Source organism: Lutispora sp. QWL-02 (assembly GCF_058315355.1).
The window spans coordinates 241,946-256,968 of record NZ_CM177762.1 but is presented as its reverse complement, the minus strand read 5'-3'; the positions used below and the strand labels follow the sequence as shown (position 1 = coordinate 256,968).

At 37.6% G+C, this 15,023-nt stretch carries 7 protein-coding genes; 6 read left to right on the top strand and 1 reads right to left on the bottom strand.

The window, feature by feature from the left end:
- Positions 1–14: 14 nt before the first annotated feature.
- A complete protein-coding gene (locus tag AC4HCY_RS01090) occupies positions 15–3,419 on the top strand; it encodes a DEAD/DEAH box helicase family protein (protein WP_491095205.1) in 3,405 nt (1,134 codons plus the stop codon).
- A gap of 486 nt (positions 3,420–3,905) precedes the next feature.
- Positions 3,906–5,648, top strand: coding sequence for a methyl-accepting chemotaxis protein (locus tag AC4HCY_RS01085; RefSeq protein ID WP_323432930.1), 1,743 nt, complete (start codon positions 3,906–3,908; stop codon positions 5,646–5,648).
- Positions 5,649–6,053: 405 nt separating this feature from the next.
- Here AC4HCY_RS01085 and AC4HCY_RS01080 read toward each other — a convergent pair whose 3' ends face one another.
- Positions 6,054–6,509, bottom strand: a complete 456-nt coding sequence (locus AC4HCY_RS01080) for an AAA family ATPase (protein WP_323432929.1) — start codon at positions 6,507–6,509, stop codon at positions 6,054–6,056.
- 294 nt (positions 6,510–6,803) lie between these two features.
- Here AC4HCY_RS01080 and AC4HCY_RS01075 point away from each other — a divergent pair, with 294 nt between their 5' ends.
- From AC4HCY_RS01075 to AC4HCY_RS01060, 4 genes are all read left to right on the top strand, one after another.
- On the top strand, positions 6,804–7,124 hold the full coding sequence (locus AC4HCY_RS01075) for a 4-fold beta flower protein (RefSeq protein WP_255227756.1): 321 nt from the start codon (positions 6,804–6,806) through the stop codon (positions 7,122–7,124).
- A 278-nt stretch (positions 7,125–7,402) separates the two neighbouring features.
- A complete protein-coding gene (locus tag AC4HCY_RS01070; RefSeq protein WP_491095204.1) occupies positions 7,403–8,116 on the top strand; it encodes a M48 family metallopeptidase in 714 nt (237 codons plus the stop codon).
- Between the two features lie 117 nt (positions 8,117–8,233).
- Entirely contained in the window at positions 8,234–13,120 is a 4,887-nt protein-coding gene (locus tag AC4HCY_RS01065; protein ID WP_491095203.1) for an ATP-binding protein, read from the top strand.
- Positions 13,113–15,014 (top strand): ATP-binding protein, encoded by a 1,902-nt coding sequence (locus AC4HCY_RS01060; protein WP_491095202.1) that lies wholly within the window; start codon positions 13,113–13,115, stop codon positions 15,012–15,014. Before AC4HCY_RS01065 ends, AC4HCY_RS01060 begins: the two co-directional genes overlap by 8 nt.
- Positions 15,015–15,023: the final 9 nt, after the last annotated feature.

Here is a 15,023-nt window from a genome sequence, read left to right as displayed (position 1 = left end):
AAGCAGGTGTTTATATGGCAGCAAATTTTGAATTTCTAAAAAATATAGCCGAATATCAGTTATTTGCTGATGCTTGCATTGATGCCGAAAATGTCCTGCCAATTTCTCCCGCTATGTCGGCTGTAGCAAGCAGGAAAGCCTTTGAATTAGCTGTGAAATGGGTATATTTTGCAGATTCAACTATTAATAAGCCATATAAGGACAACCTTCAGGCTTTGATTCACGAAGAGTCTTTTAGATATGCAGTAGACCCGTCCACCTGGGCGAAGCTGCAGTATATTATAAAGATTGGCAATCTGGCAGTTCATACAGAGAAATCTATCTCTCAGAGTGATGCCGTTCTTTCTCTTTCCGTTTTATTTGAATTTGTAGAATGGATTGATTATTGCTATGGCTCAGATTATCAAGAGAGAAAGTTTAATGAAGCACTGATACCAAAAGCAGCGGATAACATAGAATTGGCTAAGAGAATTAAAGCCAAATTATCAAATCAAATAAAAGAATTTAAAGAGAAGACAGATAAGCTGATAGATGAAAAGGATAAAGAAATCGCAAGACTTGTGGCAGAGCTGCAGAAAAAAAGCGCGGAGTATACTGCTAACAAGGATGAACATAAGACGGATAGGGAGTTCACACCGGAAGATTTGTCAGAATATGAAACAAGAAAAAAATATATTGATGTAGACTTGAAAGCTTTGGGTTGGAAGTTTTCCCAAAGTACAAGAAGAGATTGTGTAGAGGAAGAAATGTCTGTTGTGGGTATGCCAAAGGAATTAGGCTCCGGCAGCGGATTTGTAGATTATGTCCTTTGGGGTAAAGATGGAACGCCTATTGGTCTGATTGAAGCCAAGAGAAGCTTTAAAGATGCAAGGAAGGGCACACATCAAGCCTGGTTATATGCCAATTGTATCGAGCAAATGACAGGATATAGACCTATTATATTTAATACCAATGGTTATGATTGGTTCATATGGGATGATAAGACCGGACCGCAAAGACGTGTCAGCGGTGTATTTTCAAGAGATGATCTACAGAGAATTTTCAACAGAAGGTTTTCAAAAAAGAAACTTGATGAAATAGAAATTGATGATAAGATTACGGACAGATACTATCAGAAGCAGGCAATTAGGGCTGTATGCGATAACATAGAGAAAGGTCATATGCGCTCACTTCTTGTCATGGCTACGGGAACAGGAAAAACCAGAACTTCCTCAAGTTTGACGGACGTTCTTTCCAGAGGCGGTTATATTACAAATACATTGTTTTTGGCAGACAGAACCGCATTAGTAAGACAGGCAAAGGATGACTTCAAGAACTATCTTCCTGATATGTCCCTTTGCAACCTTTTATCCAATAAAGACGATAAGAATGCAAGGATAGTGTTCTCCACCTATCCGACAATGCTTAATGCTATTGACAGCGCCAGAAATGAGGATGGCAGCCGATTGTTTACTCCCGCCCATTTTGACCTTATCATCGTGGATGAAAGTCATAGAAGCATATTCAAAAAGTACAAGGCTATTTTTGACTATTTTGATGCCTATCTGGTAGGGCTCACAGCCACTCCAAGAGCAGATGTACATAGCAGTACCTATGAGTTTTTTGAGGTTGAAAAAAATGTCCCTACTTTTGCTTATGACTATGATACGGCAGTTAATAAGGATCATGTGCTGGTCCCTTTTCACAACATAGAAGTCACCACGAAATTCTTGTCAGAGGGCATTGCCTATGATGATTTGTCACAGGAGGATAAAGAAAGATATGAGGAAGATTTTACAGACGAGGATGGGGAAATGCCAGAGGAAATTCCTGCTCCGGAAATTAATAAGTTCATTTTCAATCAGAATACGGTTGATAATGTTATCAATGACCTGATGACAAATGGATTGAAGGATGAGAGCGGAATGAGATTGGGAAAGACTATAATTTTTGCTCAAAACAAGACTCATGCCCAGTTTATTGTTGATAGGTTCAACGCACTGTATCCGGAATACAAAGGAGAATTCTGCAAACGGGTTGTATGTGATGATGATTATGCTCAGGATTTGATAGATCAATTTAAGAATCCCGCAAAGGAGCCTCATATAGCGGTATCCGTTGATATGCTGGATACGGGTATTGATGTGAAGGAAATAGTGAATCTTGTATTTTTTAAGCGTGTACGTTCAAAAATTAAGTTTTGGCAAATGATAGGAAGGGGTACAAGGATAAGACCTGATCTTTTCGGCGAGGGAAAGGACAAAGAGTGCTTTTATATCTTCGACTATTTAGGCAACTTTGAATATTTCAGAGAGAATAAGAATGGTATTGAACCGAGCAAAAACATTTCTACACAGGCAAGTATATTTTCAAAGAGAATAAAATTGATTTTTCACATGCAGGATTCAGCCTTTACAGATGAAGAATACCAGGCATTCAGAGCTGCTCTTATTGATGGAGTGTATGGCCAGATAGCAAGGCTTGCATTGGATAGAATCGATGTAAAGATGAAAAGGAAATACGTCGATAAATATAAATCCCAGGATGCTTTTATCTGCCTTTTCGAACAGGATAAATCAGATCTAATAGGAAATATTGCCGATCTTGTAACAATGACTGACAATGATGATAAAGCAGTTGAATTTGATAATCTGATGTATGGGATCATGCTGGCACAGTTGGAGGGTTCTAAGAGCCTGACAAGATTTAAAAATGCTGCTGTTTCAAAGGCTTCTATACTTTTGAAAAAAACTACAATCCCGCAGGTTAAAGCTAAAGTACCTATACTAAAAGAAGTTATAGAGGATGAATTTTGGGATAAACCGGATATTTTAAATTTTCAAAGAATCCGTATAGAGCTTAGGGACTTAATGAAGTTTGCAGTAACCGACGGGAGAGGTATATTTTATACAAATCTTCAGGATATGGAAACAGAACGTATCGAGTGCAAGGATTTTGAAATAAAGTATGATCTGGATAATTATAAGCAGAAGGTTAATAAATATATTGAGGAAAACAAGAACAATATAGCGATTCATAAATTGAGAAACAATATTCCTCTTACCAAATCTGATTACAAGATATTAGAAAAAATCTTTACAGGAGAGCTTGGCACCAAAGAGGATTACGAAAACAATTTTAAGGATACCCCATTTGGTCTGCTTGTCCGAAGAGTAGCAAAGATGGAGAGGGATGCCGCAATGCAAGCTTTCTCCTCCTTTATAAATGAACAGAATCTAAATGCAAATCAAATCGTATTTGTAAATAAAGTTATTGATTACATCGAACAGAACGGCTATGTGGAGAATGTGGCGGAGCTGACCAAACCACCCTTTGATAAGCCGCAAAACTTCATAAAGTTATTTGATGCAGACAAACAGAAAAAGTTTGTTAACATAATTAATGAAGTTAAGGATAATGCGACGAAGATTATCAGTTAGTCTTTTTACTAAGCCGGGAATCATTAAGCAATTAGGGTACAGCCAGCAAGCGCGTATGCGGAATCGCTTAAGGCATTTCGCTTTACTCGTAGGGACAAGGCGCTCACCCTGGCATGCTTCAAAAGATCCTGCGCCTTGTCCACATCCGCATTGAATCCAAAAGGCCAGCTGCATGACCCTATCCCGTGACGGATTTCTTGAGCCTCTGAAAAGCTAATGCTCAAATTGTTCACGCCATAACTTGGTTATCAAGGCTTACATCTATGCTTATGATAAATGATGGATGATTTGAGCTAATATTGCATATGAAAAGAATAAATGTCGTATTGTTAGTACTGATAAAAAATGAGCAAGTTAGAAGCAAAATGAAAAATTTTCTTAAAGTCGCAAAATTAAATATTTTGTCTAATTTTGACGATATAGAATTTGAGAAGAATAGAGGCATAAAAGTTTTTGAAGCGCGAATAATTTATGAAGGAGATTGCTATGAGAAATTTATGGAAATCAAAATTATCTGTTAGAAGAAGCATCAAAGCTAAAATCACCATATTTTTCATAATTATTGTGTTGTCAATTACTACTTTGCTTTCGGCTATACTATATTGGCAATGCGATAAGATGGTAACAAAAGAGGCGGCAGACCGGGCATATAAAACAGTGGAAGAGGCCGGCAAAACGATTAATATTGATGAGTTTATTAAGTTGAAGAAAGTAGAAGATGAAAGCAAGACCTCATATATTCAAATGAGAAAAAATCTTGAATATATTAGGGAGATAAGCGGAGCTAAATACCTCTTTACCATGAGAAAAAATGATGAAGGCAAATTTATGTATGTGGTTGACGGCTCTCCCATTGAGGAAATATCACATATTGGAGATACTGAAGAACCTACACCGGAAAGAGAAAAGGCCTGGAGCGGTGAACCATATATTGCTGAAAAGATTCACTACGAGGAAGGATGGGGTTCATTTATCAGCTCGTATTATCCCTTGAAGGATGATCAGGGCGCAGTTGTAGGCTTTATAGGCGTTGACTATGATGTTGAAAGCGTTTATCTGGGACTTAACAAGTTCAAAAATATAAGCATTATAACACTTATGATGTTTGTTGTAATAATCTTTGTTGTAGGCCTAATATTTTCCGGCAGCATTTCAAAACCTGTTATGAATGCTGTAGAATACTCAAAGGAGCTTGCAAATTTAGACCTCCGAAACGATGTACCCCAGAAGGATTTGAAGCGGAAAGACGAATTTGGGGATTTGGCTCAGGCATTACATAGTATTGCAGACAGCTTTAGAAGTATTATAGGTAAAATCAGTACTTTTTCCGAACAATTGGCAGCAACCTCGCAGGAAATTACTGCAAACTCTCAAGAAGCGGCTACTGCAATAGAGGAAGTGTCAAAAACCGTAGAAGAGGTAGCCAACGGAGCAGCAGATCAAGCGCAAAATACGGAAAAAGGTGCTTCAAGGGCAGTATTGCTGGGAAATATTATAGATAATGATTTGGAATATGCAAGAAATATAAACAACACTGTGGGAGAGGTTATGGAAGCTGTAAATGAAGGACTCGCTGAAATTGAAAATCTTTCTAAGATCACGGAAGAAAACAATGTAGCCAGTAAGAATATTTCTGATGTGATCCTAAAAACAAATGATAGCTCAAATAAAATAAGCGAGGCAAGTAACTTTATTGCTTCTATTGCAGAGCAAACAAATTTATTAGCCCTAAATGCCGCCATAGAAGCAGCCAGAGCGGGCGAAGCGGGAAAAGGATTTGCAGTGGTATCGGATGAGATTAAAAAGATGTCCAATCAATCGGCAGATTCCACACGTGTCATCGAAGAAATCGTAAATGAACTGCAAATGAATTCACGAAATGCAGTAGATACAATGGGACGTATATCTGAAATCAAAAACCAGCAGACCCAAAGTGTTAAACAAAGCAATGAGCGATATAAACTCATAGAAAAAGCTATGAAAGAATCTCAAAATGCTATACTGAAATTAGATGCTTCAGGGAAAGAAATGTATGACATGAAAAATGAAATATTGGCTAATTTACAAAATTTATCTGCCATTGCAGAGGAAAATTCTGCAGCTACCCAGGAAGTAACAGCATCTATAGAAGAACAGGCTGCATCTATGGAGAATATTGCAACCGCCAGTGAAAATCTGTCTCAAATGGCTCAGGAACTAAGAAGTGCAATTATGAAGTTTAAAATATAAGCATTGACAACTATGAAACGGGCAGCCGAATGGCCGCCCGTTTCTGTATATAATTTAAATAATTTCTCAAATTGATACATTTCGTTTACAATTTCGATATAACCTTAGTACCCGGAACCTTAAATTTTTTTAATAAAAAACTTTCTGATATGGTTTCTATAACACTTAAAAGTGTTTAATAGAAAGTAATAAATTAAAGTATAACATTGCCGGTTAGGTAATATTATGCTTTTTTTATTGCAATGTTATGTTTATAAAGATTTAGATATACAAATATTTGATGAATTATATATTAAGATCTTTGGTATTGATAGCTTACTTGATGGAGAACGGTACTATTTAACTGGTGAGAAAGGTGCCGGAAAAACCGCTATGCTTATTTATACTGCTCTAAAAGCTGAGCAGTTATCTAAGCAGCCAATCCATCAAGTTCAGATGACGGATTCCGTTATAGTTTGTTCCGGCTCCGATTTCATCCAGTGTTAAAAGGATCTTAGGATAATGATCCGGAATTTTCTCCAATGGCTCCGATTCACGTTTTGCTACATCCTTTATAAGAATAGTGTTGTAAATTCCATCGATGTAAGGAATTATAACAGAGTCATTGTGCTCAAGTTTTGCTACATAAGGGAAGGAGCCAAAATGAAGATAATCATTGAAGTTTTCTCGTGTGCTTTTTCTATTTCCATCAACAGCTTCACAGTATTCTTTGAATGAAAGAGGCAGCATATCCACGGTAATGTATCGCCCTGACAGCAGTGTAGCAAGCTCACCGGACAGCATATAAGCATTGGAGCCTGTAATATAAATGTCTGTATTTGGCTTAATAAAAAGGCTGTCTACAGCTTTTTCAAATCCCATGCAGAAAAAAGTATAGGATTGTATAAAGTTTTTATTGAAGGGAGATTACTGCTAAGGCCAGAGCAGCAGAAAAGCATTATTGCATGAAAAATGGGGCAAGTGGTTTTCCCTTTATCGAGGACGGAAACTTCGTTGAAATATTTAGAAGGATTGCTGGACTAAGGGGAGACAATATTGTCATGTGATATGGATAAGGAGGATGTTATAGTGTGTACAAAGTTTTGATAACAAAAAATGGCCATGCTACATATATAGTAACAGGGGAATAAATATTAAGGAGAAGGGGGTGATACTTTGGAAAGAGTATACGATTCCCGAGGCAGAGTATATGGCTATGTTGATGAAGATGTTATCTATGATGGAGACAACCGTATTGCTGGCTACACCGATGGTTCTATGATATACGATGCATATAGAGTTCCTATGGCATATGTAGGTGATGGATATGTTTATACAATGGATGGTATGCCTATAGGGCAGTACAGAGGATACAATTTATATGATATGAGCGGCAGTTATTTAGGATATGGAAATCAGGGATTTAGGGGATTGTTAGGTGCCATCCTTCTTCTATTGCTTCTTAGACGAGCTTTCAGACCCAGATTTATATTCTAAATCCTATGATGTTGCATGATTAATAGGACAAAGCTGCAATAGTAGTCCCCTGCTTTGCAGCAGAAATCTTTCACTAACAAAATATACTATATAGACTTGTCCTTATTGAGATAACACCTCTGGATTTTTTCCTCGGGGTGTTATCTTAGTTTAATACCCCATTATCTATCCGGCTTTTATGCTATAATAAAATAAGCATAAATTGCTTGAAAAAGCAGGAATATGAAGACTACAAAGATTATTGATGCAATTATGAAGCTGCCGAAAGGAATTTGAGAATGAAATTAAGCGTTGAATATGGCACACAGACAATTGAGTTTGAGGTAGAGTACAAAAAGAGAAAAACCTTGGGTATCAGAATAGCTCCGCCAGGAGTTATAAATATAAAAGCTCCGGTAGGTGTCGGAGAAGATAGAGTTTTGGAAATCGTCAAATCAAAGGCAAAATGGATAGTACAAAAACTATCTGAGATAAAGCATTTGGAAGGTCAGAAAAGGAACAGGCAATATGTAGACGGCGAATCTTTCCTATATGCGGGGGCAGACTATCTGCTTCAGATTATATATGATGAAGCGTATAGGAAACCCGTGGCCAAGCTGGAAAATGACAGCCTCTGTGTTTATACCGGTGCTAAAGGCGAAGAACTAATAAAGTCAGCGTTAACAGACTGGTACAAGGATAAAGCCAAGGAAAAAATCTGCGAGAGAATAGAGTATTATCAGCCTTTCTTCAAAATTACACCTGCACAGATAAAGGTAAAAGAGCAAAAGAAGAGATGGGGCAGCTGCACCTCTAAAAGAGTTCTGCTTTTTAATTGGAGGATCATCATGGCGCCGCTGAATGTGATGGACTATATCATAGTCCATGAAATGTGCCACCTTATACATATGGATCATTCCAAGAATTTCTGGAGTCTGGTGAAGAGCATATTGCCGGATTATGAAGAGAGAAAGCTGTGGCTGAAGATTAATGGAACCGGCATGAGTTTATAAATAGCAAAGCTGGGGTAACCTTGCAATGCGGTTTTTTAATGCTTATAAACTTTGAAGGAAATGGTTGGATATTGTCGAATACTTAGTATCAGCAGATAATTTGGAGGGATAGTGAGAATGTTCAGCCTTGCAGAAATGGATACAGCCAGGCCTATAATAGATGGGTTTAAAGAAATGCTTTTGACAGGGGATTATAATATATGCATTGAGTATATCAAGCGTCAAGACCAGTTAGAGCAAATTCTTATTTCAAATTTTGATAGGAGCAAAAGAGTCAGGGAAATAATGCGCCAAATAAAGCCTTTAGAGAAGGAAAATACGGAGCATTATATATTATTCAACATGCTTATGATCAGGCACGATGAATACTGCTATCAACCCTGGATTGAAATGTACGAAGCCTTTGGAGAAGGTTCACTGCTACATTCCTTTGAATGTCTTCTAATATATCACAATTTGCGGAACAAGGAGTTTTCGCGTCCGGGCGCTGAAGAATTGAAAGTAGATCTTTTCAGGAAATGGGAAAAGCTAAAGGATTTATGCATAAAAAATAAACTATGGATAGAGGCATTTTATGCGACCTTTCAGCAGGCTTCTATTTCAGATGAGTATTTGATAAATTTTATTACTTTGATAGATTATAATATGGACAAGCTAAACAGCACTCCTGCATTACAGCATTTGGAGAAGGACCGATTTGTTGTAGAAAGCAAGAGCTTTTTAGAGAAAAGGATCGGCAATAAAAAGCTTGGCAACTGGATACAGGCTATTTTATATGAATTGGATGGAGAACTGGATAAATCTATAGATTGCAGGGTAAGGGATTATAGGAAACACAAGAATCCTATGATATTGATAAGAAAGCTTTATTCCATAAAGGAGTTTGATAGACTGCAAGCTTTTCTGAAAGAGGAATTAGAGACAGAGCCTCAAAACAACGAAATAGCAAAAAGCCTAAAAAGGTTTGAAATACTAAAGATAGCTTCCGCTCTTGAAGATGAAGAAACTGCCAGAGCTTTGGAGGAAGCAGTATTTAAAGGATCGGAGGTACCCTCAGGCGAGAAGCTGAACGAATTATGCAGCAGCTTAAACAAACCTGAAATGCGGGAATCCGGTGTCCAAATATTTAATCTGTTTCAGCAGTTATTTCCTTTGGACCATGAAGTATGCAAATACTATGGGAAAATTCTTGAGGCAGACGGTAAAATTGAGGAAGCTTTCAAAGCCTATGATTTAATGTTGATGTCTGCTTTTGATGAAAAAAGAGCAATAGCGGATATAAGGATAGTTGCAATATCGGCCCTTATAAATGAATGTCATGAATATGCGCTGAAAGTCTTTTCAAAACTGGATGAAATGGTTGAGCTGCAAGAGGAAATAGACAGGCTGAAAAAATCCGATAAGAGATATGGACTTAATGATTTGCATAAATTATACATACAGGTTAAGGCTGAGCTTTCAGCTCTCATAAGCTTATATGGAAAAGTGACTGAAGCTCAAAATGGAGAAGATCAAATATTAAAACAGTCCTTCAAATCAATTTGCGCAAAGGCAGAAGAATATGATTGCTTGGGTATTGCAGATGAGCTTCTGGGCGAGAAGCATTCAAAGCTTCTGGATTTTGAAGAGGTAAGGACCATATTGAATATAACTGCGAATTTTTCAAAAAAGGATTTTCCTTTAAAGTTCTATATTATTGATAGATTTATTAAATGCATTGAAAAAGGATGCGGCGGGTATGAACGAATACTAAATGTAGCAAGCTGCGTAGAAAGAGCCTTATCTACTGCTCTTAGCTTTGTTTATGACAACAAAGCTTCTACATTTCCATATGTTAAGGAGGCTATTGGCAAGCTAAGCTCATATAATGAGGTAAATGCCACACTAAATGCTTGTATCGACTTGCTGCATGATTCAAAGGACCATAAGGAAAGGAAATTTGTCATGCTGTTGATGACAAGTTTGTTCAACTGCAGCAGAAATATAAAAAGCATTTACGAAAGCAATTATGATAAGGAGCAAAATAAGAAGCTAATAATTGAACTAAGCAAAATATATGTTGAAGATTTAAAAAAGAATACATATTTTCATATGAAGTTAGGCTTTGATTTGCTTGGGTGCTTTTATGCGGAGGAAGCAAGATCCTACTTTGGATATGCTATGAACAATCTATCTGAGGAAGAAAAGGGAGAATCTACTTCCATATTGATGTATCATGTTTGTGATTTGCTGATGAAGATGGAGCGCGGAATGAACATAGATCCTGCAGACTATGATAAAAAGAGCTTTTTCGCAAAAGCATTATTGTCTATTGTCCAAAAAACCGAATACTCCGGTTATGTATCAAAGTATCTTTCCTGCAATGAGGATGATAAAGACAGCACCGTTGTTATCATACATGCTTATAAAGCAGCGTTGAATGGAGATTATGATAAGGCACGGAGTATGCTAAAGAGTCTAAGAGACGAATATGAGATATACGAAGCCTGCGAGATTCAAATCAGCAGCTTGTCTGTGAAGAAAAATCATAGCACAGGTGAAGCGGTCAAAGCTGATAATATAGAACTGCAAGACTCTGTTAAGAAAGAAGGGGCAGCTGCAAAAGACGAATCGGCTGAGATGCGCTTTGTAAATGAATTTCTAAAAATATTTGACAATATGGATAATGCAGAGGATGTTATAGAAGAATTGCCCCGATTTGCCCCTGTATTGGCAGAAGCATTATCCGGATGTGAAATTGCTGATAAAGATTTGGAAGGACAGTATAAAGTATGGGCAGGCGTTGTTGACAGATATGTGGGCAATGTAGAAGCTTTATCCATTCCGGAATTAAGCAGAAGAAGCGATGCAAGCTTAAAGGCCGCAGCTGCAGCCAGAATCTTAGGAATGTATAATGAATTTTTTAAATATCTTGCAGAATATTGTGAGACTGAGCTGGAGCGATCCACCAGGGGTCAAAAGATTTTTAATTCTCAAGTTGCCTTAGCCTATGAAAGTCATCTTATTTGGTATGCCAAATACAGATGCCTCATTGATAAATCCTCTAAAAAACTGAACAGCTATCATATGGCATTTTTTAAAGCTCATACCCTTATAGATGATTTTTCTGCTCTGCTGCAGAATATTCAATATGGTAAAAGAATCAATTTGCTTTTTTCCAGGCTGGGTTATAGATTCTTTACAGTGTATCAGGAGGAATATAGAGATAAAAAAGAGGGCATTTTGAATTGCTTTTACTTATTTGCAGCCGCAATAGAAAAATATGCAAATGCTGAGAATTCCAATGAAAAAAGAATATACATAGATGATGCGGTAAATCAGATTAAAAAAATGGATGAGATTGCAGAGCAGCAATTCTATAAAAGAGATAAATATGATATTAATGCATTTACAAACAACCTATTGTTTGCATGCAATGAAGAAATAAAGAAGCTGGAGAATAAGCCTGTTATCAAGGTGACTTTTTTGAACCGCCAAGATATTCATACAAAAAGGATAGATAATGGAACGCAGCAAAACAAGCTTCAAAGCAGCTTTCACTTTTTAGCAGCCAACGAGGGAAAGGCAAAGGCTGATGAGTTTGTCTGTACCTTTAAGATACTGAAGGATAATAAGCTGTTGGGGACTCCTTATGTGCAAGAAAAGCAAACTCTAAGAGAGGGCGAAAAGCTTGCGGTAGGATTTAAGTATATTTTTGAAGAAGAAGGAGATTTTGGGATTTCCGTTGAAACCAGCTTTTCTGATGGAGAATTTCAAACCTTTAATTATTGCATTGAAGTAAAGAGCCAAGAATTTGTGTTCCAAAGGATCAGCGAAAACACATATCCAACAGCCCCAATTGATGATGAACGCAAATTCTTCGGACGAAAAGCTATTTTAAACAGGATAAAGGATTGCCTCTATGATGACGGGGATCGCACCACCTTCCTCATATATGGTTTGAGAAGAGTTGGAAAAACTTCACTTCTCAATCATGTGGAAAGCATTATGAAAGACAAGTTTTATCCTATTCAATGTGATTGCCAGAATGTTTTTGATGCTGACAACACAGGTCAGCTCATCTATCAGCTTTTTGTAGAAAACATAGTTTACGGATTGTCTGATGATTACGGTATTGACATAGAGATGCCTTCTGAAGAGGCTTTTGAGGCCAGCCCTCTTCGTCAGCTGAAGAGATTTTTTATGAATGTGGAAAGAAATATAGGGGACAAGTCCCTGCTTCTTTTGATTGATGAATTTGACGAGGTTGTAAAAAAAGTAGAAGATGGTATATATTCAGATGAGTTGTTTGATTTTATTAGAACAAAAATGCAGCATTCAAATAAAACCAGATTTATCATTGCCGGAGGAGAGTATTTGCTTAATATAATGAAGAAGAAGGCTCTGAAGATATCGGATACCGCCAAACCCTTAGAAGTAGGATTCCTTGAGCCTGACGAAGCCAGGGAGATGGTAGAAAAGCCTCTTGGGCTGAAAGGCATCAAATGCCTGCCCGGTGCGGTGGAAAGATTTTTGATAATAACCTGCAGACACCCATATTTCCTAACGGCTGTAGGAAACGGAGTTGTAGAGCTGTTGAACAGGGAAAAGGAAAGATATGTAGTCTATCCCGATGACGTAGAAGCTGTTTCGGAAAAGTTGATAGATATGACACAAAAGAGCATGTATGAGCATTTCTGGAACTCTCTGGACTCCGGATACAAGAAGCTTGTGGTGGCCATAATTGCTGAACAATCACAAGCCTATGATGATTATATAGACATAGATAGATTATATGATAGGATGAAAGAGCTTCATTCTGCCGGAGGTATATCCGGCTTGTATAAGGATAAGGTAAGAGCAATTGTTAACGAGCTTATAGCAGGAAGGATTCTATCCAATGAAAATAAGGATGACCTGGCAGTTTGCATAGCCGTGGAACAATTGCGCAGATGGACAAGAAGGTGGAAGAACGCAGATGAAGTCTTGAACGAGATACAAGGGGGGACAGGGGTATATGTATAGCAAGCCGGAATTAATAGGCAGGGGAGAAATAATTAAAAGAATTTATGATAGAGTAAACGCACAAGACAGCGTGTCCATAGTAGGTTATGACGGCATGGGCAAATCCTCTTTGCTGAACTATATCATTTCATATTTTGACAAATCCGATACTCTTATGGTGGAGATATTTGATTCTGAGCCCGCAGATACGTTGGCATTCTATCAAACTCTTTTTGAAAGCTTGGAAAGAGAGGTTGAAGAAAGCAACAATATTGACATCAATATAAAATATGAGTTAAAAGAGAAGTTTTTTAAGTATGAAAACTTTCAAGAGGTACCCATTCTTAGAAAAACTTTAAATGATGCTTTTTATAGACTTAGGAGAAATGGTATATATACCGTACTTGTAATTGATGATTTTGACAGGATGACCAAATGTATAAACGAAGGGAAAAAAGAAGATGCCATAGAAAACTTTAAGTACCTGAGAAATCTGGCAAATAACAACAGAATAAAGGTCAGATATATTGTGACAAGCAAAAAAAGCATTGAGGCGATTTCTGATGAATGCAAAGTATCCGGGCTTCCCGGCATATTCAATAACCCCATAAAGCTGGAACTGTTGGAGGACATAGACATAAAGAAATATATACTGAGGTGCATATCTCAGTATCAATACAGAATAAGCAGCTATGAAGACATGCTTATCATGAGGGCTGGGGGAAGGGTGCCCGGCATTTTGAAGCCTGCTGTGGAGATTCTTTTGGACTATAAGCATTCAAAAAAAGAATTGAATAAAGAGACTGAAGCCGAATTTATGGAAAAGGCTGCAGAAAGCTGCGATTATATATTCCAGTCCTATTGGAAATCCATAACCTACGAAGAGCAGAGGCTCTTGAAGCATATAGCCTGCGGTGAAGATATTTCCGACATAAAGGAATCCTTGTTGGAGGTTGCAAGGTCTTCTTCCTTGGACATGAAGCTTCTTAATGAAGATTATACTTTTGTATCGGAGGCTTTTATGTATTATGTAAAGAATGCTGAAGTGGTACAGAAGGATTACCCGGATATGCAAACCATAATAGACAACTATAAGGCTTCTAATGATATCATGAGAGCATCCTTCGAGGAGCTTTGGAAATCCTATGATGATGCAAAGAAAGTGCTTGTGGATAGTCTATCTTCGGATGCGAAAATAAGCTCCATGGAGTTTGATGAAAGAGAAGAATACAACGAATATATAAGCAGCTTTTTTAAGGGCCAATTTGAAAAATACAGGATAGACTTGGATCAACCTGAACTTTTACAGGGTTTGAATGTCCAGAAAGTTTGGCCTAAGCTGGATGAGGATATTCGAAAACAAATTGTACAGGCTGAGCTCTTGGCCCGGGTTTACAGGGATACGGAATTCGACCAATCTCCTTCCTGCAATCCGTACTGCACTGCCTTTGAAGCCATTATAAAGAGAACGGTGCTGAAGCCTCTCTTCGGTGCTATGCAGTATTTGAGGCCGGATTTTGAAATAAGAAAACCCGGAAAACCCGGCAAAAACGAAGATGACTTACAAAACAGAATTATGATAGGCGACTTCAAAGGTATTATGAATGATTACTTCTTTTATGTGCAAAAAAACTTTCCTAACAGCTTACAATTTGATCCCATAATCACAGTATACAATCTTAAGTTCAAAACTAAGCTGGATGAAATACACAGAATAAGAAATAAGTGCATGCATTGGGAGGATACATCAGAGGGACAAAGAATAAAGGTAGAGGTTGCTGATCTGGACCTTTTGAGAAAGCAGATGCTTGATAAGGATGAAAAGCTTGGCAAGGATGACATGAGCTGTATCGAATATTTGCTGAAGCTTGCAGAAGCATGTGAGCAATGGGTAAGTAAAGTAGTGGAGGATTAATTCACCACT

Excerpts from the sequence above, each read along its gene's own strand:
- AC4HCY_RS01065 (WP_491095203.1), top strand. The coding sequence starts at position 8,234 with ATGTTCAGCCTTGCAGAAATGGATACAGCCAGGCCTATAATAGATGGG.
- AC4HCY_RS01090 (WP_491095205.1), top strand. The coding sequence starts at position 15 with ATGGCAGCAAATTTTGAATTTCTAAAAAATATAGCCGAATATCAGTTA.
- AC4HCY_RS01080 (WP_323432929.1), bottom strand. The coding sequence starts at position 6,509 with ATGGGATTTGAAAAAGCTGTAGACAGCCTTTTTATTAAGCCAAATACA.
- AC4HCY_RS01060 (WP_491095202.1), top strand. The coding sequence starts at position 13,113 with ATGTATAGCAAGCCGGAATTAATAGGCAGGGGAGAAATAATTAAAAGA.
- AC4HCY_RS01085 (WP_323432930.1), top strand. The coding sequence starts at position 3,906 with ATGAGAAATTTATGGAAATCAAAATTATCTGTTAGAAGAAGCATCAAA.
- AC4HCY_RS01070 (WP_491095204.1), top strand. The coding sequence starts at position 7,403 with ATGAAATTAAGCGTTGAATATGGCACACAGACAATTGAGTTTGAGGTA.